Annotated in this window: 16 protein-coding genes; 7 read left to right on the top strand and 9 right to left on the bottom strand. The window is 34.8% G+C overall.

The features are described 5' to 3' along the window. Window position 1: 1 nt before the first annotated feature. Entirely contained in the window at window positions 2–2,797 is a 2,796-nt protein-coding gene (locus KMW28_RS15895; RefSeq protein ID WP_169662679.1) for a M16 family metallopeptidase, read from the bottom strand. Window positions 2,798–3,234: 437 nt separating this feature from the next. On the opposite strand from KMW28_RS15895, the gene KMW28_RS15890 reads away from it, so the two are divergent. From KMW28_RS15890 to KMW28_RS15875, 4 genes are all read left to right on the top strand, one after another. Further along, window positions 3,235–5,631: a DUF5686 and carboxypeptidase-like regulatory domain-containing protein gene (locus KMW28_RS15890; RefSeq protein ID WP_169662678.1), complete on the top strand. Its 2,397-nt coding sequence runs from the start codon at window positions 3,235–3,237 to the stop codon at window positions 5,629–5,631. An 89-nt stretch (window positions 5,632–5,720) separates the two neighbouring features. Beyond that, the gene (locus KMW28_RS15885) at window positions 5,721–6,383 is read left to right on the top strand and encodes a hypothetical protein (protein ID WP_169662677.1); all 663 of its coding nucleotides are present in this window, start codon (window positions 5,721–5,723) and stop codon (window positions 6,381–6,383) included. Between the two features lie 108 nt (window positions 6,384–6,491). Continuing rightward, a complete protein-coding gene (locus tag KMW28_RS15880) occupies window positions 6,492–7,241 on the top strand; it encodes an MBL fold metallo-hydrolase (RefSeq protein ID WP_169662676.1) in 750 nt (249 codons plus the stop codon). Beyond that, window positions 7,238–8,116 (top strand): DUF1295 domain-containing protein, encoded by an 879-nt coding sequence (locus KMW28_RS15875; RefSeq protein WP_169662675.1) that lies wholly within the window; start codon window positions 7,238–7,240, stop codon window positions 8,114–8,116. The genes KMW28_RS15880 and KMW28_RS15875 overlap by 4 nt, the downstream gene beginning before the upstream one ends. Window positions 8,117–8,204: 88 nt before the next feature. Here the strand turns inward: KMW28_RS15875 and KMW28_RS15870 are convergent, their stop codons facing one another. Further along, window positions 8,205–8,753: a hypothetical protein gene (locus KMW28_RS15870; protein ID WP_169662674.1), complete on the bottom strand. Its 549-nt coding sequence runs from the start codon at window positions 8,751–8,753 to the stop codon at window positions 8,205–8,207. A 272-nt stretch (window positions 8,754–9,025) separates the two neighbouring features. On the opposite strand from KMW28_RS15870, the gene KMW28_RS15865 reads away from it, so the two are divergent. After that, a complete protein-coding gene (locus tag KMW28_RS15865; protein ID WP_369074734.1) occupies window positions 9,026–10,243 on the top strand; it encodes a lipid A-modifier LpxR family protein in 1,218 nt (405 codons plus the stop codon). 26 nt (window positions 10,244–10,269) lie between these two features. Here the strand turns inward: KMW28_RS15865 and KMW28_RS15860 are convergent, their stop codons facing one another. After that, a complete protein-coding gene (locus KMW28_RS15860) occupies window positions 10,270–11,787 on the bottom strand; it encodes a CotH kinase family protein (RefSeq protein WP_169662672.1) in 1,518 nt (505 codons plus the stop codon). 420 nt (window positions 11,788–12,207) lie between these two features. On the opposite strand from KMW28_RS15860, the gene gcvP reads away from it, so the two are divergent. Next, complete coding sequence (gene gcvP / locus KMW28_RS15855; RefSeq protein WP_169662671.1) at window positions 12,208–15,108, top strand: aminomethyl-transferring glycine dehydrogenase; 2,901 nt, start codon at window positions 12,208–12,210, stop codon at window positions 15,106–15,108. A 501-nt stretch (window positions 15,109–15,609) separates the two neighbouring features. Here gcvP and KMW28_RS15850 read toward each other — a convergent pair. The 4 genes from KMW28_RS15850 to tsaD form a co-directional block, all read right to left on the bottom strand. Then, window positions 15,610–15,921, bottom strand: coding sequence for an antibiotic biosynthesis monooxygenase family protein (locus KMW28_RS15850; RefSeq protein WP_169663010.1), 312 nt, complete (start codon window positions 15,919–15,921; stop codon window positions 15,610–15,612). Window positions 15,922–15,985: 64 nt separating this feature from the next. After that, window positions 15,986–16,840, bottom strand: coding sequence for a prolipoprotein diacylglyceryl transferase (gene lgt, locus KMW28_RS15845; RefSeq protein WP_169662670.1), 855 nt, complete (start codon window positions 16,838–16,840; stop codon window positions 15,986–15,988). A gap of 249 nt (window positions 16,841–17,089) precedes the next feature. Further along, on the bottom strand, window positions 17,090–17,401 hold the full coding sequence (locus KMW28_RS15840) for a hypothetical protein (RefSeq protein ID WP_066204756.1): 312 nt from the start codon (window positions 17,399–17,401) through the stop codon (window positions 17,090–17,092). 5 nt (window positions 17,402–17,406) lie between these two features. Then, a complete protein-coding gene (gene tsaD, locus KMW28_RS15835) occupies window positions 17,407–18,426 on the bottom strand; it encodes a tRNA (adenosine(37)-N6)-threonylcarbamoyltransferase complex transferase subunit TsaD (protein ID WP_169662669.1) in 1,020 nt (339 codons plus the stop codon). A 101-nt stretch (window positions 18,427–18,527) separates the two neighbouring features. Here tsaD and KMW28_RS15830 point away from each other — a divergent pair, with 101 nt between their 5' ends. Further along, window positions 18,528–18,980 carry a hypothetical protein gene (locus KMW28_RS15830; RefSeq protein ID WP_066204764.1) on the top strand — a complete coding sequence of 151 codons (453 nt, stop codon included), beginning with the start codon at window positions 18,528–18,530 and terminating at the stop codon, window positions 18,978–18,980. A 111-nt stretch (window positions 18,981–19,091) separates the two neighbouring features. Here KMW28_RS15830 and KMW28_RS15825 read toward each other — a convergent pair whose 3' ends face one another. Both KMW28_RS15825 and lepB read right to left on the bottom strand, forming a co-directional pair. After that, window positions 19,092–21,272 carry a S46 family peptidase gene (locus tag KMW28_RS15825; protein ID WP_169662668.1) on the bottom strand — a complete coding sequence of 727 codons (2,181 nt, stop codon included), beginning with the start codon at window positions 21,270–21,272 and terminating at the stop codon, window positions 19,092–19,094. 125 nt (window positions 21,273–21,397) lie between these two features. Then, complete coding sequence (gene lepB, locus KMW28_RS15820; protein ID WP_169662667.1) at window positions 21,398–22,657, bottom strand: signal peptidase I; 1,260 nt, start codon at window positions 22,655–22,657, stop codon at window positions 21,398–21,400. Window positions 22,658–22,660: the final 3 nt, after the last annotated feature.

Here is a 22,660-nt window from a genome sequence, read left to right as displayed (position 1 = left end):
GTTATTTCGTCTTCTCTGGACTTAGAGTGAAGATGAATACCTTGTTATTTTTTAAATATTTCGAAGCAGCTTTTTGAAGATCTTTTTGAGAAACCTCATTAATCTCTTTTACATATTTTACATATTCTGAAGCTCCTTCGTTGCGTTCGTTAGCATTTTGTAACAAAGCCACCCAGTAATTATTTCTTTCTAGAGCTTTTTCGCGGTGATTTACGGCTGTTTTCTTCACCTTATCCAAGTCTTCTGCTTTCACTTCTTTTTTCAAATCGTCTACTATTTGTAAAGCAACTTGTTGTAAAGTATCCGCTTGATCAGGTGCACAGGTGAATACAATGTTGAATTGGAACTCATTGTTAGGTTGTTCAATCACACGACCATAGGCAAAAGGAGAGTAGGTACCACCTAATTCTTCTCTTAATTTTTTCGTTAAACGGATGGTGGCTACATCACCTAACAGCTCAATTTTAATGCGATTATCTTGACCTGTAGGGTATTTACCTTGATAACGGATAATCACTTTCGTTTTTTCTGATTTGCTTTTGGCTACATCAATGACTGTTTTGGTTTTAGGTACTCTAAGGCCGTTGTCACGATAGTTATGAACAATCTCACCACCAGGTAATCCACCAATGTATTTATCCAATAATGGCTGTGCAGTAGCTAAATCAATATTTCCTACAAAGACAAAATGCATCCCTCTTACAGAGCTAAATCTTGAGGTGTAGAAGTCATAAGCATCATCTAAGTTAAGTGCATCAATTTGATCTTGAGTCAACAATGTAGCCACTCTAGGGTGGTTGTTAAACATCGTTTTGTTGATCACATCTGCAAAGTAGGAATCAGGATCATTCAAACGGTTTTTGTTGTATTCTTTCTTATTCGAAATATATAGATCAAACTGTTCTTTATCTTTTCTTGGAGCAGTAAATTTCATGTAGGTTAACTGCATCATTGTCTCGAAATCTTCTACAGTAGATTTACCTCCAACAGTCTCGCTATAACGATTAATGTTTGTACTTACAGTCGCTTGTTTGTCGCCAATAAGCTTTTCTAATTGTTGCTTATTGTATTTGCCTAAACCACCAAGTTCTACTAATGAAGCAGCAAGAGAAGCATTATTAAATTGCTCGTCTGATGCTAAAGAATAACCACCATCTCGAGCCCCACTAAACTGGATTTCATCGTTTTTGAATGTTGTAGGTTTGATGACTACCACAGCACCGTTTTCATACGTTAGCGTTGTAGTACCCAAAACTTCATCTTTTGTTGTTGAAATTACTTTACCAGCAACAGGCTCTTTTTCCATTAATGGTCCATCTACTTCTTCAGATTGGTAAGGAGTAAGTGATGCATAATCGATGCTATTGATCGCCTCTAAAATTTCTTCATCAGATGGTATTTTTTCACCTTTAGGAGCGTTGATAAATACCACTCTGTTTTCAGGACTGTTTTGAATGTATTGTTGTGCTAAAGCTTCTATATCCTCAACAGTAATTTCCTTGATGACTTTATCCAGATAATCATTTTTAAATTCTGCTGAAGTATATTCTGAACCATAGATCACGTGACTCATCAAATTGCCGATGTATTGAGAAGATTTTAAAGAACTTTGCTCCATCGCTTCAGTTTTTAAATCTTTTGCGAGAATAGCTCTTTTTCTTTCAAATTCAGCTTGAGAGAAACCAAATTTTTTGGCACGGTATAATTCGTTTAAAATCCCTTTCAGACCTTCAAGTACTTGACCAGATTTTACAGAAACATTAGACATGTATCTATCCTTATCACCTGATCCTCCTGCTTTATAGGAAGAGGCAAACATAAAAGGAGCATCTTTCGTTTTAGCCACTTCTTGAAGACGTTGGTTGATCATGTAAGTGTAAAGAATGTTAGCTACACTTGTTTTTAGATCTTCTAATGTCTCTTCTTTTTGTTTCGGCATTTTGTTGATAATCATCGCAGATGTTGAAGTAATTTCTTCATCCACCATTTTACCAATCAAAGTATTCGGGTGGTTTTCTACTGAATAGTAAACTCTTTCTCTTTCGTTTACTGGATTTGTTTTACCACCAAAAGTATCTTTTATTCTTTGTTCAATTTCCGACTCGTCAATATCACCAACAACCAATAAGGTAGCTAAATCTGGACGGTACCAATCTTTATAAAATCTTCTTAATGCCTCTTCGTTACCTACGTTCAATACCACTTCATCCATCAATCCAATAGGTAAACGTTCGTTGTATCTTGATTTGAAATACAATAGAGGATACATTTTATCACGCGTACGGTCGCCTAAACCAGTAGTTGTTCTCCATTCTTCGTGAATGATACCTCTTTCCTCATCAATATCTTTTTTGTTTAAACTTAAACCTCCCAAAATATCGCCGAAGAAGTAAAATGCTTTGTCTAATGTTTCCTTTTCTGAATTGGGAACAGGCAACATATACACTGTTTCATCATAGCCAGTATAAGCGTTAATATCACCTCCAAATTGAACACCAATCGATTGGAAATAATCAATCAAACTGTTTCCAGGAAAATGTTCTGAACCGTTAAATGCCATATGTTCCAAAAAGTGAGCAAATCCTCTTTGGTCCTCGTCTTCTAGTATTGATCCTGCTTTAATAATTAAACGAAATTGAACCTCATTGGCAGGCTTGTCATTCTTTTGAATATAGTAGGTCATACCATTAGATAATGTACCTTTTTTAACATCAGGGTTTAATGGGATTTCTTGTGCATTTATGTAGGTAAACACTAACAGAAATAGTGAGAGGAAAATGATATTTAAGCTTTTCATAAGTCTGATTGATAGTGGTATTTATTTATATCTTGTAACATTAAAAGCTGATTACAAGTCTCGTATTCTTACGCAAAATTGTTAAAATTTGATACAAATGCACTTATAAAATATTGTGTAACAAATTTGAGTAAATGTTATTCGAAGTACAGTGTTATTAGCTTAGTTAGGATTTCGATAAAGTGAAGGCAGTTTTTATAGTAAATGTATTTTTTACGTTAAAAATAATTAAATGTAAACAGTATTTTACCTATTGTTAAAACTTAACCATTGATAACAAAATAATATTAAGAGAATATAAACTTCATGCTTTATTGAAACCTTTTAAATCCCTATAATAATTTCATTTACCTCTACTTACGATTGGTGTGCTAAGAGTTTTTTTGAAAAATATTTTGTATTATCTTTCTAATATCAAACCTTTTAAATTTTACTATTTGAAGTCAATATTCTTCATATTATTTCTTCTTATCGGCAGTTCTATTGTCGCCCAAAATCCATCCAAGTTTTATGGTAAAATAATTGATGCAACCTCTTTGAGACCTGTGCCTTTTGCACACATCAAAGTAGCGGAAAAAGAAGAAGGAACTACTACAAATGAAAAGGGATTATTTGATTTAAATATGACTAATAACGGTCGTATTGAGATTGGCTGCTTAGGGTATAAATCTATCTATATTCAAACAGATACGATTGACCTGTCTAAAGAACAGCTTATTGTTTTATCAAGTACTACCCAACAATTGGAGGAAGTGGTAGTCGGTAGAAGAGGTTACGAAAATCCAGCTTGGGAAATTATCAGATTGGCTATGAAAAACGCAGATTTGCATAATTTCAAAAAATCAAAAGACTATACTTATCAATCGAATATTTATACACATATCTATTTTGCTGATTTAGATTCATCATTCTTTGAAAGGAAATTAGTCAATAAGGCCATTTCAAAAATGCAGGCGGTGGGAACTTTGGAGAAGGATAAAAAAGGAATACCGATTGTTCCAGTGTATGCATCACATTCTTCATCAGAAATACTTTACAATGGAATCTCCGAAGAAAGAGAGGTCACAAGCTATAAAGAAGCGTTTTTAGGTCCTGAATTCGAACAACAATTTAAAGAAGGATTGGACCCTGAAAAGACCACCATCAATTTTTATCAACATTGGATGAGGTTTTTAAACTACGATTTTGTATCCCCTTTAAATCCTACTTTCAAGAATTATTTTGATTATGAATTACAGACCTTTGAAAAGGTAGATAATGATTGGTGTTACAGAATCACATATACTCCAAGACGGGAAAACGACATGACTTTTGGCGGTACTATTTGGGTGACTGATGATGAAAAGAATTTTGCAATAAAAAAGATCACTGCTGATATTGGCCGTTCTTCTCCAATCAACTTTATCGATAGTATTCATGTTGAACAAAAACTAGCACCCATAGACTCTTCCCAAGTTTGGCTGCCTTCCGAACAGAAAATTAGAATGTATGTAGGAGGGAAGTTGAATGAAAAGTGGAGTAAATTTCAAGTGGATATTAGTACTCAGAATACTTTTTTGTCTGATGACCAAGAGTTGATAACAACACCTCAAGACAGTAGTATTTTTGCCATGATCGATACCGTAAAAACGATGGGTGAGGTAAAAACTACCGCCAAATTAATTGATATGGCCGTGACAGGTTACTATCGAATGGGAGGTTTTGACTTTGGTTCTTTATTAGCCCTATATGCACAAAATGATGTGGAAGGGCATCATTTACAAGTTGGAGGAATAACCAATACACAATGGAATAAGAACTTTGTGATGGGTGGGCACATTGCTTATGGCACTAAAGATCAGAAATGGAAATGGGGTGTGATGGGGAAATATGTTATTGATCAAGAAAATTGGACTTTTCTTTATGCAAGGGCACAACATTCTCTTCAACGACTAGGGGCAGGGATAACTTACCCTGGGCAAGATCCTTATTTATGGTTTCAGCAATTGTGGGGGACTTATAGTAATCCTTACATTTTAGATGAATACAAAATAACAGGAGGAAGTTATATCGCTGAAGGGATTCAATTAAGAGGTTCCTTTACTTATAAAGACGAAAACTACTTTACGACACCAACGACAGATTCTCTCATTTTTAATCAAATTACTACTTCTGAAATTGGAGGGTCTATCATCTTCGATTTTGGAAAAAAATATGTAACAAGCCGACATTTAAATCGGTATATAGCGGCTAATGGAAAGCTGCCGTATATATCAATAAATTATAGTAGAGGTTTACCCAATGTGTTGAATGCAACGGACAGCTATCATAAAGTAAGTATGAGTATTAGTCATCGTTTCAAGTTAGGAGCAATTGGTAGATTAGATTACGTTGCCTCTGCAGGATGGACTCCTTCAACAGTTCCCTTCCCTTTATTATTTGTACATAGAGGAAATAATTTAAGATACATCTATGATCGATCGAGTTATAACTTGATGGGCTTTGGGGAGTTTATGTCGGATGCTTACGGAAGTATCCGGATGTTTCATCACTTCGAAGGTTTATTTATGAATCGTATTCCTTTAGTGAAAAAGTGGAACATCAAAACGTTTGGGATTACCAATTTACTATGGGGAGGAGTTTCTGATGAGAACTTAGCTGCCAATGTAAATCCATGGGATAAAGACGATCCGACATTTGGAAGTTTAGACCCATCGGTACCTTATGTAGAAGTAGGAGGTGGGATAGAGAATATTTTTAGAATGGTGAAAGTGATGTTTTTATACAGAGCTACTTATCAGGAAACTGCGAGTAGAAAATACGGGATCATGTTTGCGATCGTACCCGAATTTTAATAACTTTCATTTTCATTCATCTGAAGTTTAAAATATATTACTCATAAAAACTAAAGGAAATTCAGGTGATTAACTAACGGATAAAAACTATGAAACAACTATTAAAACGTGCTCTCATTCTTTCTCTCTTTCATTTTATTATCATTGCAGCTTGTGGAATTATTCCAGGTGATCCAGGTTGTGGTCCTGGTTGGGATGAACACTTAGAAATTAATAATATAGAAATTATGTCAGGTAAGGTTGTCTTTCACAACGAAGAGTGGCATTATTTACGAGATCATCAATCTGAAAATTATCAAGAAGCAATAATCAATATACGATTAAATATGTTGGTAAATGGTGAAGCGGTTGGATCTGTTATGGAAGATCACCAAAAAGTGAATAATTACTTTTTTATACAACAAGCTTATGCCTCTCCAGGGCCAAATTTTATTCTTGAACAAGAAATCGAGGATTATAAAATCATTTATTCTGAAGATGTAGATGGTAGGATTGCAGGAGAGGACCTTTCTGATTTATTCTTTATCACTGATGTTTACAATCCAGATAAGGGATATAGAACAAAATCAGATTGGATTGAAACAGGTGGACTTCAACACTTGCTTATAACACCTCAACCTTCATTTAAGCTTAAATTGTTAGAATATGTAGCTTTTACAAATGGAGATATAACTTTTGAACTCATATTAAAAGATGGTACTGTTTTTAAAAGTAACAAAGCAAAATTTACCATATCAGATCAAACAATGTAATAGGTATAACGTTATACTTTTGAAACATAATTTAAACTGATGATTGATCTTTAATGATCAATAATTTACTCGGACTCTCTTTATATGATTAATTTACAGCGGCTCAATATGGATAACTCTTGGTTTTTAGAGTTTGAAGGATTGAAACTTCTGATTGACCCTTGGTTGGAAGGGGTTGAAATAGATTACTTTTCTTGGTTCAATAAACAATGGCATAGAACGCCTCCGTTAGATTATGGTAAAGTACCATCTTTTGATGCTGTATTGATTACACAAAAATATCCTGATCATTTACATCAAGTTACCCTAGAAAAGTTACAACCAAAGAAGGTAATAGGTCCTAAATCAATTCAGAAAGAGATAAAAAAGACCCTACCAAATGCTGAATTTATTGGATTGGATAAACATCAATCTAAAATTTCTATAAACAATATTGATATCCATTTTTTACCAACTCGAAGAGCGATAGATCCTATTTATGATGGCTATGTGCTGTGCTCAGAAAATGAAAGTGTTTATCTATTATCACATGGTTTTAGTTTAGATGAACAACACCTATCATCTTTGGGTAACGTACCAAGTTGTTCTTTGATGTTCACACCATTTAATCTATACAAATTGCCATTCTTCTTAGGTGGTGTCGTATCCCCCGGAATAGAAAGTGTAGAGAAACTTTGTGAACTAATTCAGCCCAAAGTAATTGTTCCTACTCACGACGAAGATAAACATGCTGAAGGTATCGTGAGTAAATTTGCAAAAATTGAATGGTCTGCTCAACCGGAAGACCTATTAAAATATCCTTGGTTAACGGATAGATACCAAGCTTTTTCAGACTATAATCTTAAGCGTATATCATGACAAGCAAACAAAAGGCGTTAGTTGAAATAACCATCATCTACATTATTATAGGCATTTCTGGTGTCCTGAGCTACGAATATATTGATGTTGGTAATAGAATATGGAATATGTTCATAGCAGATGTTGTAATGACAGTAGTCTGTTACATTTTTTCTGTAATCAAAAAAAACACCAGTACTTATGATGCCTATTGGTCCGTGATTCCTTTCTATTTATTGGTGGGTTTTTATTTCTATCTAGGTGGAGGACATTGGAAATTACCTCAATGGTCCGCTGCTTTTGTCATTAGTTTCTGGTCTTGGCGTTTAACATTAAGTTGGGCAAGAGGATGGCCGGGATGGCATCATGAAGATTTTAGATACGAAAATTTCAGAAACAAATTCGGAAAGGGGTTTGAGCCTATTAATTTTTTAGCCTTACACTTTTATCCAACAGTCATTGTATTCCTTTCTTTTTGGGGAATGACCTATGTTTTTGATTACAAAAGCTTATTTGTAGGAATGAAACAATTACCCTTTTATTTCTACATTGGTGCCCTTATGTCATTTATCGGAGGAATATTCGAGCTTTTAGCCGATAACGAATTGGATAAGTTTAGAAAAAGAAGCAATCCACAAAAATCGGATATTTTAAGAACAGGAATTTGGGGGAAATCAAGAAATCCGAATTATTTAGGAGAGATGATGTTTTGGTTTGGATTAGCAATTATGGCTTATGCATATAACGCTCCGTGGTATGCTGCACTAGGTTCAGTAGGAATGTGGGCAATGTTCATGTTTGCTTCAATACCATTAAAAGATGCACAAATGATGAAAAACCGTCCCGAGGCATTTAAAAAATATAAAGATGAGGTATCTAGAGTGTTACCTTTCTAAATCATACATATGTATAAACAGTATGGACGTTGAAAAACAACGTCCATACTAATAATCTGAGGTGTAAATTAAAATTTGATATATATAATTATTCGCTAATTAATTCTTGATTTGGCTTCTTGATAAATAATCCCATTAATATTTCAAATGCACCAAGAATAGTCTTTTTTCTATCAGCAATAAAGAAATGATACTTTTTTCTGTCATCTGTATTGCTACTCATAAGACGTTTAGTACTCATTGGGAAATTCAAGACTTTGGCAAACTTTTTAGACTTAGTGCCAAATAAATAGTATTCTGCATTTCCAAAATAGCCTTTATAGCCTATCGAAGCCCACATGAATTTACTAACGTAAGATTTTTTAAGCTCAGGTTTTATCCACATACACGTAATTTCAGTTACGTTATTGTATGCTGTAAAATGAAGCATTTTCTGTTTATCGATTTTATCCGTAATGTGTTCGGTATAACGATAAGGATAGGTGTTACCAAAAACATAACCACCAGCCACTTCCCCTTTAAATACGAGAATGTAAGTGATGTTCTTTTTTAAATACTCCTTGCTTACTGATTGGTGAGGACAATGATTTAAAAATTCTTGATAATGTGTTTCTTTTGTTGCCTTGATAATTTTCATAATAAGTGATTGAGTTAGAGTTGAATTAGTTGGTAATAGATTTAGAAACAGACAGTTACATGTGTTGAGTTTACAAATAAGAGATTATCAAATGTTAATGTCAATATTACACTTAATAAATCTTTGAATATCAATACAATAACTGTGTATAGTGCTAGAATCTGATGTTTAAACTTGGATATGATATTATTAAACATTGATAATCAGTTTTTTATTACCTCTGTACTTTTTGTTTATCAAATTATTAGGTAGAAGTAATCAGATAGTTCTTGATGTTGATTGAAATGAGAATAATCTTAAATTATTTTATTAATTTAGTTAACAACAAAAAATCAATTCTATTTACTCTAATCTATTCTCTTTTGAATTCGAAGTTCATCTATTTCAAATGCTTAATTCTTATCACTTTTTTCTCATTGCAAGTGAAAAATACTCATGCTCAAGAAAAGAAGAAAGATAAAGAGAAGTCTCCCTTTTATTTTAACCTCACAGTGGATGAGGATCTATTTCTTTTAAAGAGTACAGATCAATTTTATAGTTTTGGAACAGCCATCACAGCAGGTTGGAAAGGGTTGGATAATAAATTCACAAGGGCTTTAACTTTAAAAGCAAAAGATAGTCACGATCTTTATACAGTAAGTTTTGCTCATCGAATGTACACTCCCAAAAATGTTGAACAAACGGAAGTAGATTCTACAGATATTCCATTTTGTGGGCAAACATTCTTAAGATTAGGTAGAGAGTCCTTTTCTCCATCTCATGGATATATTTTAGAGACCTATCTTGATATTGGTGTTGTTGGTGAAATAGCAGGAGCAGATTTTTTCCAGAATAAATTTCACAGTGCAATAGGTAATGGAGCCATTAACGGATGGAAGAACCAAATAGGGAATGGATTACTACTTAATTATACAGTGATTTACAAACAGGACTTTGTATCTGTATTACCTTTTGTCGAAAACTTTTTGATACTTAGAGCCACAGTTGGAACAATGGATATTTCTGCTGAAGGGAGTATTCAATTAAGAATCGGCTTGTTTAATAATCACTTTGTAAATGGTGAAAGACCTTGGAGTAAAAAAGAAAATACAAGTAGTTTTTATAAGCTAAAAGAGACCAAATATGCTAAAATGAAATACAATAGTGGTATGTGGTCACAGGATGAAACCTTAAGGGAACAGTCTGCAGAGAGTTGGCTTTCTCGAAATTTCAAGATAACACAGGCCTATATCAAATTTGTCTCTGGAGGGATGTTAAATGTCTATTCTGGGGAAATGCAAGGAAGCTTAATTCCTTTTGAGGAATCACCCTATGTAATTGAGTATCATCAAATACCTAAATTAATACATACTTTATCTGTAGGGGTGGTATTAACCCATAGAATTGGTGCCTTCGAATACCATTGGGATCGCCATAATTATCAGCCAGAAAACACATTTCCACCACTTTACCCTAAATGGGGGAGGTTTAATATGAAGTTTAACTTTTAGTTTGAGTTTTAGAATTATACTAAAGTTTAATTGGTTACTAAAACATTTGGCAAATTCACCCAACTTCCTTTAATATTTTCAATCTCAGTATTTAAAAAATAAGTGCCTTTTGAGAATTTATCGTACTCCACTTTTATTGATGCTGCAGGAGAATAAATGAATCGTTTAACTGTTTTTCCTTTATCGTTTACAACAGTCACCATGCAACGTTTATAGTTCATATCGTTCATGGTCATCCAAACGACATTTTTATCAGGTTCTGGTAGGTATTGAATGGTTTTGATCCAATGTGATGATAAATCGTTTTCTGTAGGTAATATCACCTGTTTTAAAGCAGAACGACTTCGAACATCAATAAATTCTTTTAAACCATGATCAATATGATTGTTTGTTTGATGTTCAAAAGAGAGAATAAAATCAGTTTCTGTCCAACCATACTCCATACAGTAGAGATAATCGTTTTCGACATACGGGAGTAAAATTTCTTTCTGATGGTTCAGATAAGGTGATAATACTTTGGTATTAAATGTCGTCTTGATGTATTGGTGAATAAAAATGTTGAACTGATTTCTGTAATCAGGATCTTCTAAAATTTTACTGACTAATAAACGAGCCTCATAAGGATCTAGCCAATGGTTTACGTCTCTAACCGCCCAATCAATTCGATTAGAAACATAGTTTATACCAAAAGTGTTGTTGTATCCTTTAGGGATGTAAGTCCATTTCTTTGTTTTAGGATGTTGATATAAACTGAAGTTGTTTTTGTTGTATGCGTAGTTATTCCAGTGTCCACAGAGTATCTCAACTGCTAATGTTTTGATGAAAGTCTCTGTATCAAAATGTTTTTCAATGTAAGCTTTAAATTCAGTATGATGTAATAGATTTATACTGTCTAAGAAGGAATGAAGTGAGTTGTTATGAAAGTCATGTCCCGAATAAAGGTGATATACTTTATCATCTAAATATGAATTTGGATCATTCATTAAGTCGGCCCCAAAGTGAGCATTGTAAAGTACTCCATCGTTTGTATCAAATTGATGATGTAAAAAGCGTTCATCAATTGGTTCGGTTAAGAGGTATAAGCCGATAAATTGATTATTGATATATAAATTGGTGTGCGACATTCTTGGTGTTGGTATATCCAAATCAACCAAGAGTTTATTCATCAATTTTTTTCTTGATAAAGTAGGATCATTATTTATGGCTTCGAGATATATGCCTTTTAACTGATCGGTATGCTGACCAAAATTTATTTTAATGGATTTTTTGTAATTACTATCCTCTACTTGATCGTTAATATGAAAACTAATTCCACAATAAGATTCCTTTTTTCCTTGATTTTCAACTTTCAGTTGGCCAAACACTAATTGGTTTGGTTTTAAAGACATAGAGACAAATTGATTGTAATCTGTAGAATCAATTTCTAGGTAGAGATTGTTAACTGTATTGTAATTAAAGAATTCAATAGCCTGATTTGTTTTACATTGTGCAAAACAATTTAAGTAACAAATAGTAAGCAGTATAGTCAGTGTACTCGTTTTCATTAGTGGGGTAACTTGGTTCGTCATCCGAAATGCAAAGCCTTACATTTCTAAAATTGTACTTTATTTAAATTTCGATATAATTAATTGATTATCAAACTGAATTAAAGGCAATTTAATACATTGTGTTCATTATTTTATCCAAAAGATTCAACATATGTAAGTATTTCGCTCATTTCACTTAAAATGAAAATTTATTCACTTAAACAGTTACCAAACAGATACTTTAATTATGTTATTATATTCAAAATATGAAGTCTTATCTGAAAATTATTTTCACAAATAATTAGTAAGGTTTATTTAATAATCAAAGTTAATTATATTTGCCGCAGCATTTGATAGGGAGGGTGCGGGAATAATTTACCACTCCTTCGATAACCTTCAATATGCTCGTTCAAAATTACCACAACACAACCATAGTCGATGAAAATTGATTTAAACAATTTCGAGAGATTTGAGGCAAGGCACAACGCGCCCAACCATACTCAAATCGAGGAGATGTTATCCGCTTTAGGGGTATCAGATATTGATGAATTAATCGCTCAAACTGTCCCTGAGAAAATCCGTCTAAAGAAACCTTTAGAACTTCCTCAACCTTTAACGGAATACCAATTCTTACGTCAATTCAAAACAATTGCAGAGAAGAATAAGATCTATCGTTCTTATATTGGTATGGGATATTACAATACAATTACCCCTCCGGTAATTTTGCGTAATATCATGGAAAACCCGGGATGGTACACTGCTTATACTCCATACCAAGCAGAGATTGCGCAAGGCAGATTGGAAATGCTTTTAAATTTCCAAACTATGGTGACAGATCTTACAGGAATGGAATTGGCCAACGCTTCTCTATTAGATGAAGCTACAGCAGCAGGTGAAGTGGTACATATGTTCCATGGAGCTAGAAAAGGTGCTAAGAAAAAGCAAGCCAATAAATTCTTTGCAGCAGATACTTGTCATCCTCAAACACTTGATTTATTAAAAACACGTTGTACTCCTATCGGAGTCGACTTGGTAATAGGTAATGTTGCAGATTTAGATGTAACAGACCCAACTTTATTTGGTGTATTGGTTCAATACCCAGATACAAATGGAGCTATCTCTGACTATACTGACTTTATTGCTTCAGCTCACGAAAATGGAGTATTGGTAGCAATGGCATCGGATCTTTTAGCATTAACAGTACTAAAAGAGCCAGGTAAAATGGATGCAGACGCAGTAGTTGGTTCTGCACAACGTTTTGGTGTTCCTATGGGATACGGTGGACCTCACGCAGGTTTCCTAGCGACTAGAGATGCTTACAAACGTCAAATTCCTGGCCGTATCATTGGTATCTCTAAAGATAAAGATGGTAACGAAGCCTACAGAATGGCATTGCAAACACGTGAGCAACACATTAAGCGTGAGCGTGCAACATCAAACATCTGTACTGCACAAGTATTATTAGGTGTGATGGCTGCTGCATATGCTATCTACCATGGTCCGGAAGGTTTAAAAACAATTGCTTACCGTACACACGGAATGGCAAACCTTTTGGCAACATCAATTGAAAAAATTGGTCTTGAAGTAGTCAATAAAGATTATTTCGAAACTGTAAGAATCAATACAACACCTCTTCAAGCAAAAGCAATCAAGATTTTAGCTGAAGAGCGTACGACGAACTTCCGTTACTTCGAGGATGGTAACATTGGCCTATCAATGAACCAACAAACGGATGTTTCTCACGTAGTTGATATTGTAAATATCTTCCAAGACGCACTTGGTTTAAATGAAGCTGTAGATGTAGAAGCGTTAGCAAACGATGTGAATGTTTCTATTCCTGCTGATTTACAACGTGAATCTGATTTCTTGACGCATCCAGTATTTAGTCAATACCATGCGGAACATGAAATGTTACGTTACCTAAAGCGTTTGGAAAACAAAGACCTTTCGTTGGTACACTCAATGATTTCATTGGGATCTTGTACAATGAAATTGAATGCTACAGCTGAAATGATTCCTGTAACATGGCCTGAGTTTGGATCGATCCACCCGTTTGCACCAAAAGAGCAAGCACAAGGATACCAAGAGATCTTCAAAAACTTAGAAGCTTGGTTATGTGAAATCACTGGTTTTGATGCAATGTCATTACAACCAAACTCTGGAGCAAATGGTGAGTATGCAGGTCTATTGACTATCCGTGCTTATCACGAAGCCAATGGTGATAGCCATAGAAATATTGCCATCATTCCTTCATCTGCACACGGTACGAACCCAGCATCTGCAGTAATGGCAGGTATGAAAGTAGTGATCGTAAAATGTGATGAAGCAGGTAACATCGATGTTGAAGATTTAAAAGCAAAAGCTGAGCATCACTCAGAAAACTTATCTTCATTGATGATTACTTATCCATCAACTCACGGTGTATTCGAAGAATCAGTAATTGAGATCTGCCAAATCATTCACGATAATGGTGGACGTGTATATATGGATGGTGCAAACATGAATGCTCAAGTAGGTTTAACTTCACCTGCTAATATCGGCGCTGACGTTTGTCACTTGAACTTACATAAAACATTCTGTATCCCTCACGGTGGTGGTGGTCCTGGTGTTGGTCCAATTGGTGTAGTTGCAGATCTTGCTCCTTACTTACCGGGTCACGCAGTAATCGATAACAATGTTGGAGAAAAAGCCTCTTCAGCTGTATCGGCAGCACCTTGGGGTTCTGCAAGTATTCTTCCAATCTCTTATGCTTACATCGCAATGATGGGGGCAGAAGGATTAACGAATGCTACAAAAACAGCGATCTTGAATGCGAATTATATGCAAATCAGATTGAAAGAGCATTACCCAGTATTGTATGTAGGTGCAAATGGCAGAAACGCTCACGAGATGATTGTAGATTGTCGTCAATTCAAGCCAGCAGGTATCGAAGTTGAAGATATCGCTAAGCGTTTGATGGACTACGGATACCATGCACCAACAGTATCATTCCCTGTACCAGGTACATTGATGATCGAACCAACTGAATCAGAAAGCAAAGCGGAATTGGATCAATTCTGTGATGCAATGATTGAAATCCGTAAGGAAATTCAAGAGGTCATCGATGGTCAAGCAGATCCGGTAGAGAACGTATTGAAAAATGCACCTCATACTCAGGAAATGACAATCACAGGTGAGTGGACGCTTCCTTACTCAAGAGAGAAAGCAGTTTATCCACTTCCATACGTACAAGCCAACAAGTTCTGGCCAACAGTACGTCGTATCGACAGTGCGTTTGGCGACAGAAACTTAGTTTGTTCATGTATTCCAGTAAGTGATTATGAAGAAGTGGAAGCGTAAGCCCCATTTTTGAAAACTTATCAACATAAATAAGGCTCATAAAAGGATTTTTCCATTTATGAGCCTTAAGTATGTATAGCAACCCGCATTTTATTCACATCTATTTTTTTATAAATGTGATCAAATCCCCAAAATGTGGATAACTTTCTTTTCTAAAAACAGATAAAAATAAAAAGTTATCAACACGATGTTGGTTACATTTTAAAAATTTAATCATCTGATAAAATAACATTTATCAAATTTTCCCTTTTACCTCTTACCTTAAGTTTCTGTCCTCATGAAAAAATCCATGGGCTTTTGATACGTTTTTTACCTCAACAAAGTAACTTTCCTTAGTTCCTTAGTTCCTTAGTTTTTAAAAAACGAGATCAGGAGACCTCTAGCGTTTAAGGCACAAATGCCGATGTCGCTTAACATCTACGCCAGTTTAAACACACCCTTACCTATTAGTTATTACTTATTACCTAAAAAACGAGCGTTAATTTTGCTACCTGCTACCTGCTAAAACGAGTACTCCCTCTCCACCCTCGCAATCCTCGTCGTATACCCCTCATACCACTTCTCTCTTCCCATTTTTTGAGCAGTTAAATGATCGCTATTCGCTTTCCATTTTCTGATCGATTCTAAATCTTTCCAATAAGATACAGTGATTCCGATTCCATCTCGGGCACTTTCCATTCCTAAAAATCCTTCTTGCTGTTGTGCTATTTCTACCATTAAATCAGCAGTCACTTCATAACCTTCTTGAACTTCAGTTCTGATACTTGTGAAGATAACTGCATAGTAGGGAGGAGTTGGAGTTTTGGCAATCATATGTGTTATTTTAAATTTCATTTAAATTAAAAAAAGCCTATCTAAATGACAGGCTTTCTTGAATTTATTTTTTATCCTTATTTAGGTTAGGATTCTTTTCCGGGAATGGAGGAGGGGCTGCAGCTGGAGTAGTTGATCTCCAAATAAAGTACAAACCACCTAAGACGGCAGGGATACTTAATAATTGTCCCATATTGAATTCCATGCCTTGTTCAAAACCAACTTGGTTTTCTTTAAAGAATTCCCAAACGAAACGCATACCGAATACTAAAACAAGGAAAAGACCGAATAATCTACCCTGTGGTAAAGCAGGACCTTGTTTTTTGTAGATACCACCTAAAATAAAGAAGATACCTAAGTAAGTAAGCGATTCGTAAAGCTGAGCAGGGTGTCTTGGAATATTATCCAACCTTGTAAAGATAAATGCCCATGCAACTTCTGCTGGCTTACCAACAATCTCAGAGTTCATTAAGTTACCAAAACGGATAAAACATCCTGCTAAAGCTACTGGAATGACGATTCTATCTAAAATCCATAACCAAGGTTGATCTGGACGTTTTTTAGCGTAATAATACAATGCGATGATGATACCGATAGCACCACCATGTGAAGCTAACCCACCCTTCCATACTTGGAAGATTTCAATAAAATGAGCTGGTGTAAAATAGTAATCTGGCTGGTAGAATACCACGTGACCTAGACGTGCACCAATTACAGTAGCGACAACCATATATAACAAGATAGCGTCGGCATCAGATTCTGGTCTGTTTTCGCGAACAAAGATTTTAGCCATGATATAAGTACCGATCAAAAATCCAAGAGAGAATAAAAGACCGTACCATCTAACCGGTAACCAAGATATACTTGGAAATATTTCAGGATTGACATCCCAAGTAATGAATGCTAGTATTGTTTCCATAGTGCAAATATGGTAAAGCATTTGAATTAAAAAAAGGAGTAACGTAGAATTAAAATCAAGAGTTGAAAATTTAATAAACTTTGATTTTTTATATCTGTAGGCGTAAAAATAAAGAGACCGTTTCCACAAAGGGAACGGTCTCTATCTATTTCATTTTCTTTACTGAACTAAAGATGTTTCTAGCGTTAATTAGTATTAGCAATATAGATGAATACGTATTCAGTTTAGTTAAATAAATGTGAATAAATATTAATCAAGTAATGAAGTATCGCTTATTTTAAATTTTTCGTTGCCCTCCTCATCTACATTTAAATAAAGAATACCTTCTTGTCTGAGTTCTTCTAATTTATTCCTTGCTTCTTTTGCACTTACTTTCGCTTGTAAACATAAAGCAGCTACACTAATTCCTTCGTGATTTTTTTTTGCCAAGGCAATAACATCTGCATCTGTTAATGTATTCACAGCTGGAATTATAGGTTGAGATTTTTTTGAGTTAAGATTCAAAAAAACACCTAAACCTATAGCGGCAGCAAAAGCGAATATAACTATAAAGACTCCCATAAAAGTTATTCGTTAGTTCCTGTAAACTTCATTCTAGGATTTGGAGAGGTGCTTAATGCTTCAAAGTCGTTTCCTTCGAACTGATAATGGGCAGCCATAGCAATCATAGCAGCATTATCTGTGCAATGTTCGAAATCAGGAATAAAGACATTCCATCCTCTTTTCTTTCCCTCTTCTAATATAGTATTTCTAAGTGATGAATTTGCAGAAACTCCACCAGCAATTCCAATTTCTTTAATATTTAATTCCTTTGATGCTTTAATCAACTTCTTCATCAAAATCTTGATGAGGGTATGCTGAATACTTGCGCAAATATCTGCTTTGTTTTCTTCAATGAAGTTTTCATTCTTCTGACTTTCTTTTCGCATAAAATTCAAGAAAGCGGTTTTAATGCCACTGAACGAAAAATTATAATCCGGAATATTTACATTAGGGAATTCAAATTTAAGTGGGTCTCCATCTTTAGCATACTTATCAATTAATGGCCCTCCTGGATAATCTAACCCCATAATCTTTGCTGTTTTATCGAAGGCTTCGCCTACAGCATCATCTATAGTTTCTCCTACAACTTCCATTTCTAATGGCGATTTCACTACGACTAATTGGGTGTGTCCTCCACTTACAGTAAGACACAAGAAGGGAAACTGAGGTTTAGGATCATCAATAAAATGAGCAAGAATGTGTGCTTGCATATGGTTTACACCAATCAAAGGAATATCTAATGACATGGCCATACCTTTGGCAAAAGAAGCACCGACTAGTAAGGCTCCTAAAAGTCCTGGACCTTTTGTAAAAGCTACCGCATCCAAATCCGATTTTTCGATTTTGGCCTCTTTTAAAGCTTCGCTAACAACTGGTAAAATATTCTTTTGATGTGCCCTCGAGGCTAACTCCGGAACCACACCTCCGTATTTTTGGTGTACTTCTTGCGTGGAAACTATATTACTAAGCACGTTACCGTGACTTACTACTGAAGCTGAAGTTTCGTCACATGACGACTCTATAGCTAAAATAATACCGCTCATCGTATAATTATTTGTCTATAATCAGCTAAATTACAATACCATGAGCGAATGTGCTAATTAATTGTAATCACATTAACTGACATTGAAACTATTTTTTAACAATGAGTGCGAATTCAGCTATAAATCAGTTATATAAAGAATATACTGATGCTAATAATATAGAAATTACAGAAGAAAAGTTTAATACGCTTCTAATGTACTTTCCATGTCTTTTAATTGTTGCTTCTGACGGAGTAGTAGACGATGAAGAGTGGGTATTTGTAAAGTACCTCTCTAAATTTATGTCAGATGCCTATAAAAGCGATTTGACAAGAAGTGAATTAGAAAATCTTCAAAAACTGTATTTCCAAGAATTGGAGTACCTAGTGAAAACATTAGATAAATGGAAAGATCCGTTTTTGGATACTTTGGCGATCTATCTGAATGAAAACGATATAGAAAAAGATGATGTGCTGGAAATCCTTCATTTATTTGCAGATGCTTCTGATGGCGTTTGCGAAGATGAAGAAGAAGCAATAGAAGAGATTTCAGACCGTTTAGGGTTAGAGTCTTAGTTTTTCATCAAAAAGATAATTTGATATTCATTTGTGATTATAAAATCCAAGTGAAAAAAAAAGCCTCCAACTAATCATAGTTGAAGGCTTTTTTATTATCAGAAATAAAAATTAGTTTTTCACTAAATTCATTTCTTCAATTAAACGAGGACATTCACCATATTTATCAACGATAAATAATACATAGCGAATATCAACGATAATATTTCTACATTTTACTGGATCGAACATCAAATCTGACATGGTCGATTCCCAAGTTCTATCGAAGTTGATACCGATCAACTGACCTTCTGCATTGATAACAGGAGAACCCGAGTTACCACCAGTGGTATGGTTAGAGCCTGTAATACAAACGATCATTTTTCCATCTTCACCGTATTGACCGTAATCTTTCTTGTTGTAAAGGTCGATCAATTTTTGGTGTACATAGAATTCATGAGTCTTTGGTACGTCTTGTAATCTTTTCTCCATTACACCTTCTAGAGTCGTATAATGTTTGAATTCAACACCATCTCTTGGTTCAGAACCTTCAATTTTACCATATGTAACTCTTAAAGTTGAGTTGGCATCTGACCAGTATTTCTTACTAGCTCCTTTGTTATTAGCAACATACTCTCGGTTAGGGAATACTTCTCTTAAAGCCTTTACGTAAGTTCTCATTGATAAATTGATTTCTTCAGAAAGTGTTTTGTATTCAAATACCACTTTATTATTGAAGATCTCGTAAATATCATTAGCTAAAACAAAAGCAGGGTCCTTTTTTACTTTACCTAAAATAGCACTCTCGTTTCCATTAAGTAATGCCATCAATTTCTCTTCATTACAGAAAATACTTTTCTTGTAAACAGATGCAGCTAATTTATCAAAGTTACCTTTCTCTTTAGCAGTTTTAAACGCGTCAGGTAAGAAAGATGGATCGATAGCATCAGAATATAATGAAGAGGCAGAAACAAAGATTTCTTGATCTGTTCCTTTATCGTAGTTTTTAAAGAAACCTTTTGCCGCACTTTTCAACTTTGAAACCGTAGCAATGAATTCAGGCGTACCTGCTTCATATTTTTTAAGCTCGTTAAAACCTAAAGAGAAACGTAAGATCTCAGGACCGTAGTACAACTCTTCGATGTATAAATCTCTTGCCAATTGATATTTCTCAACGGCAGCAAATTGCTTTTCAAACTTCTCTAACAAACCAGCATACTCAGGTTTGTTCTTTACAGCATCGGCGAACATTTTTTCTTGCTCTTCTTTTTTATCGATAGCATTTAAACGCTCTAAACCTTTACTTTCACCAATCCATTTTTTGTAAGCATTAGCTACTCTTGCTTTCTTCGCAGAGTATTTGATTCTTACCGCATCATCCGCTTTCATGTTCTTATCTAAAATTGCGATCGTCTTTTCTCTCATTGCAATTTTGATAGGATTAGATTTGTTTACTGTATAATCTACTCCTTCCGAAGGTAAGTATTGCTGTGTTCTACCAGGGAATCCATAAACCATAGTGAAATCATCTGCCTTCACTCCGTTTAAAGAGATAGGGAAGTGGTATCTTGGTGTGAAAGGAACATTGTCCTCAGAGTACTCTGCAGGTTTACCATCTTTTCCAGCATAAATACGGAAAATAGAGAAGTCACCTGTATGACGAGGCCATACCCAGTTATCTGTATCTCCACCGAATTTACCTACCGATGAAGGAGGAGCAAATACCAAACGGATATCTGAGAAAGTTTCCATAGTAAACATGTAGTATTCGTTACCATAGAAGAAAGGCTTGATTTGGTAATCATAGTGTGTACCTTTTACAGCAGCATCACCTACTTTCTTAATGTTTTCTGCAATTACTTTCTGACGGTCATCTTCTTTCATACCATCAGTTACTCCATTTAGAACTTTTGAAGTAACATCGTCAATTCTAACAACGAAAGAAACTGTTAAACCAGGGTTAGGAAGCTCTTCACCAAACGATTGAGCTGCAAAACCTTCTGTCAATAAATCTTTTTCTACTGAAGAGTGTGATTGAATTTGTCCATAACCACAGTGGTGGTTAGTAAGAATAAGGCCTTTGTCAGAAACGACTTCACCAGTACAACCTCTTCCAAACCAAACCACAGCATCTTTCATACTTGATTTGTTTACTGAATAGATATCTTCTGCAGTCAATTTAAAGCCATTGGCCTGCATATCTTCTTCGTTAAGTTGTTGTAGTAGTGAAGGAAGCCACATTCCTTCGTGTGCCCATGCCGATAAGGGCAACAATAATAGAGCTATTAGTGTTCCTTGTAAGTATCTTTTCATTTTTACGATGTGAATATATGTTTTATATGATAGTTGTGGTGAACATCGTTTGAAACGTATTTCAAATATGCTCTAAAAGCCGAAGGAGTACTTCGGCTTTTACTAATATAATTTACTAAGAAAATTTAGTTATTGTCAATCCCTTTATTCGCTTTTTCTTTTTTTGAGAAAAAGAAAATTGTTCCAAAGAAAATAGCCAATATAATAATCTTGATAATGCTTGGTAATTGGAAGTCGCTATCGATAATGTGTAAGATACGATCCCATCGAACAGAACCCGTATCAGGATTAGGGTTTCTAGAGAACCAAGTCATTACAGCTTTACCAATAATGTGATCTTCAGGAACAAAACCCCAGAATCTTGAATCCAAAGAATTGTGTCTATTATCACCCATCATGAAATAGTAATTCTGTTGAATAGTATAAATATCTGTTTCTTGTCCTCCGATGTATAACTTTCCACCTTTGAACTGAGGATTGTCATTTTCCTCATACTTCTGAATGATGTCTTTGTAATAAGGCCAAGTTTCAGTAGTAATTTTTACCTCTTCACCTTCTTTTGGAATGTGTAATGGTCCAAAATTATCAGTTGACCAATTGTTTACAGCAGACCCAAAAATGTTTGGACTTGGTTCAATATCCATCACTTTAGTCAATGACACAACTAATGGATTCTTCTTCAACTCCTCTACCTGCTTATCAGTAAGATTTACATTCTTGTAAGTGTAGGTATTGTTCTCACTTGATTTCGAAATAACATATCCACCATACTGTTCATTAATGTAATTTGCTCTTTCTGGAGACGGGAAGATAGCAACATCATGGATATTATAGTAAATACTTAATTCCTCTAAAGCATCTTTAGTAAGCAATTGTTTTGTGACCATATCATAACCTGTTTGAAGGTTAACATAATCGCCATAATCCGCTTTTTGTCCGTTTATATAAACTACTTGCTCTTTGATCTCGATATCATCACCAGCAATACCAATACATCTTTTGATATAATTGGTTTTCAAATCCGTTGGATAATCATTCAATTCAGCTGGGTAGTTGAAAACAACCACATCATTGTTCTTCACCTCGCTAAATCCAGGTAAACGAAACTGAGGTAATTGAATGGCATCAGAGAATGAATTAATATCAGTTCCCCAGATTTTTTGATGTGTAAGTGGAACTTGAAGAGGTGTCTTCGGAGTACGAGGACCGTAATGTAATTTACTTACGAATAGAAAATCACCAATGTAAAGAGATTTTTCCATGGATGAGGTAGGGATCGTGAAGGCTTCAAAAGCAATCCAACGAATAAATGTTGCAGCTACTACTGCAAAAAGTAGAGCATCGCCCCATTCCCTTAAAAATCCTTTTTTCTTTTTATTACTCATAAT

The sequence above is a fragment of the Flammeovirga yaeyamensis genome (assembly GCF_018736045.1).
In the GTDB taxonomy this organism is placed as follows: domain Bacteria; phylum Bacteroidota; class Bacteroidia; order Cytophagales; family Flammeovirgaceae; genus Flammeovirga; species Flammeovirga yaeyamensis.
This window is presented reverse-complemented; position numbering and strand designations above follow the sequence as displayed.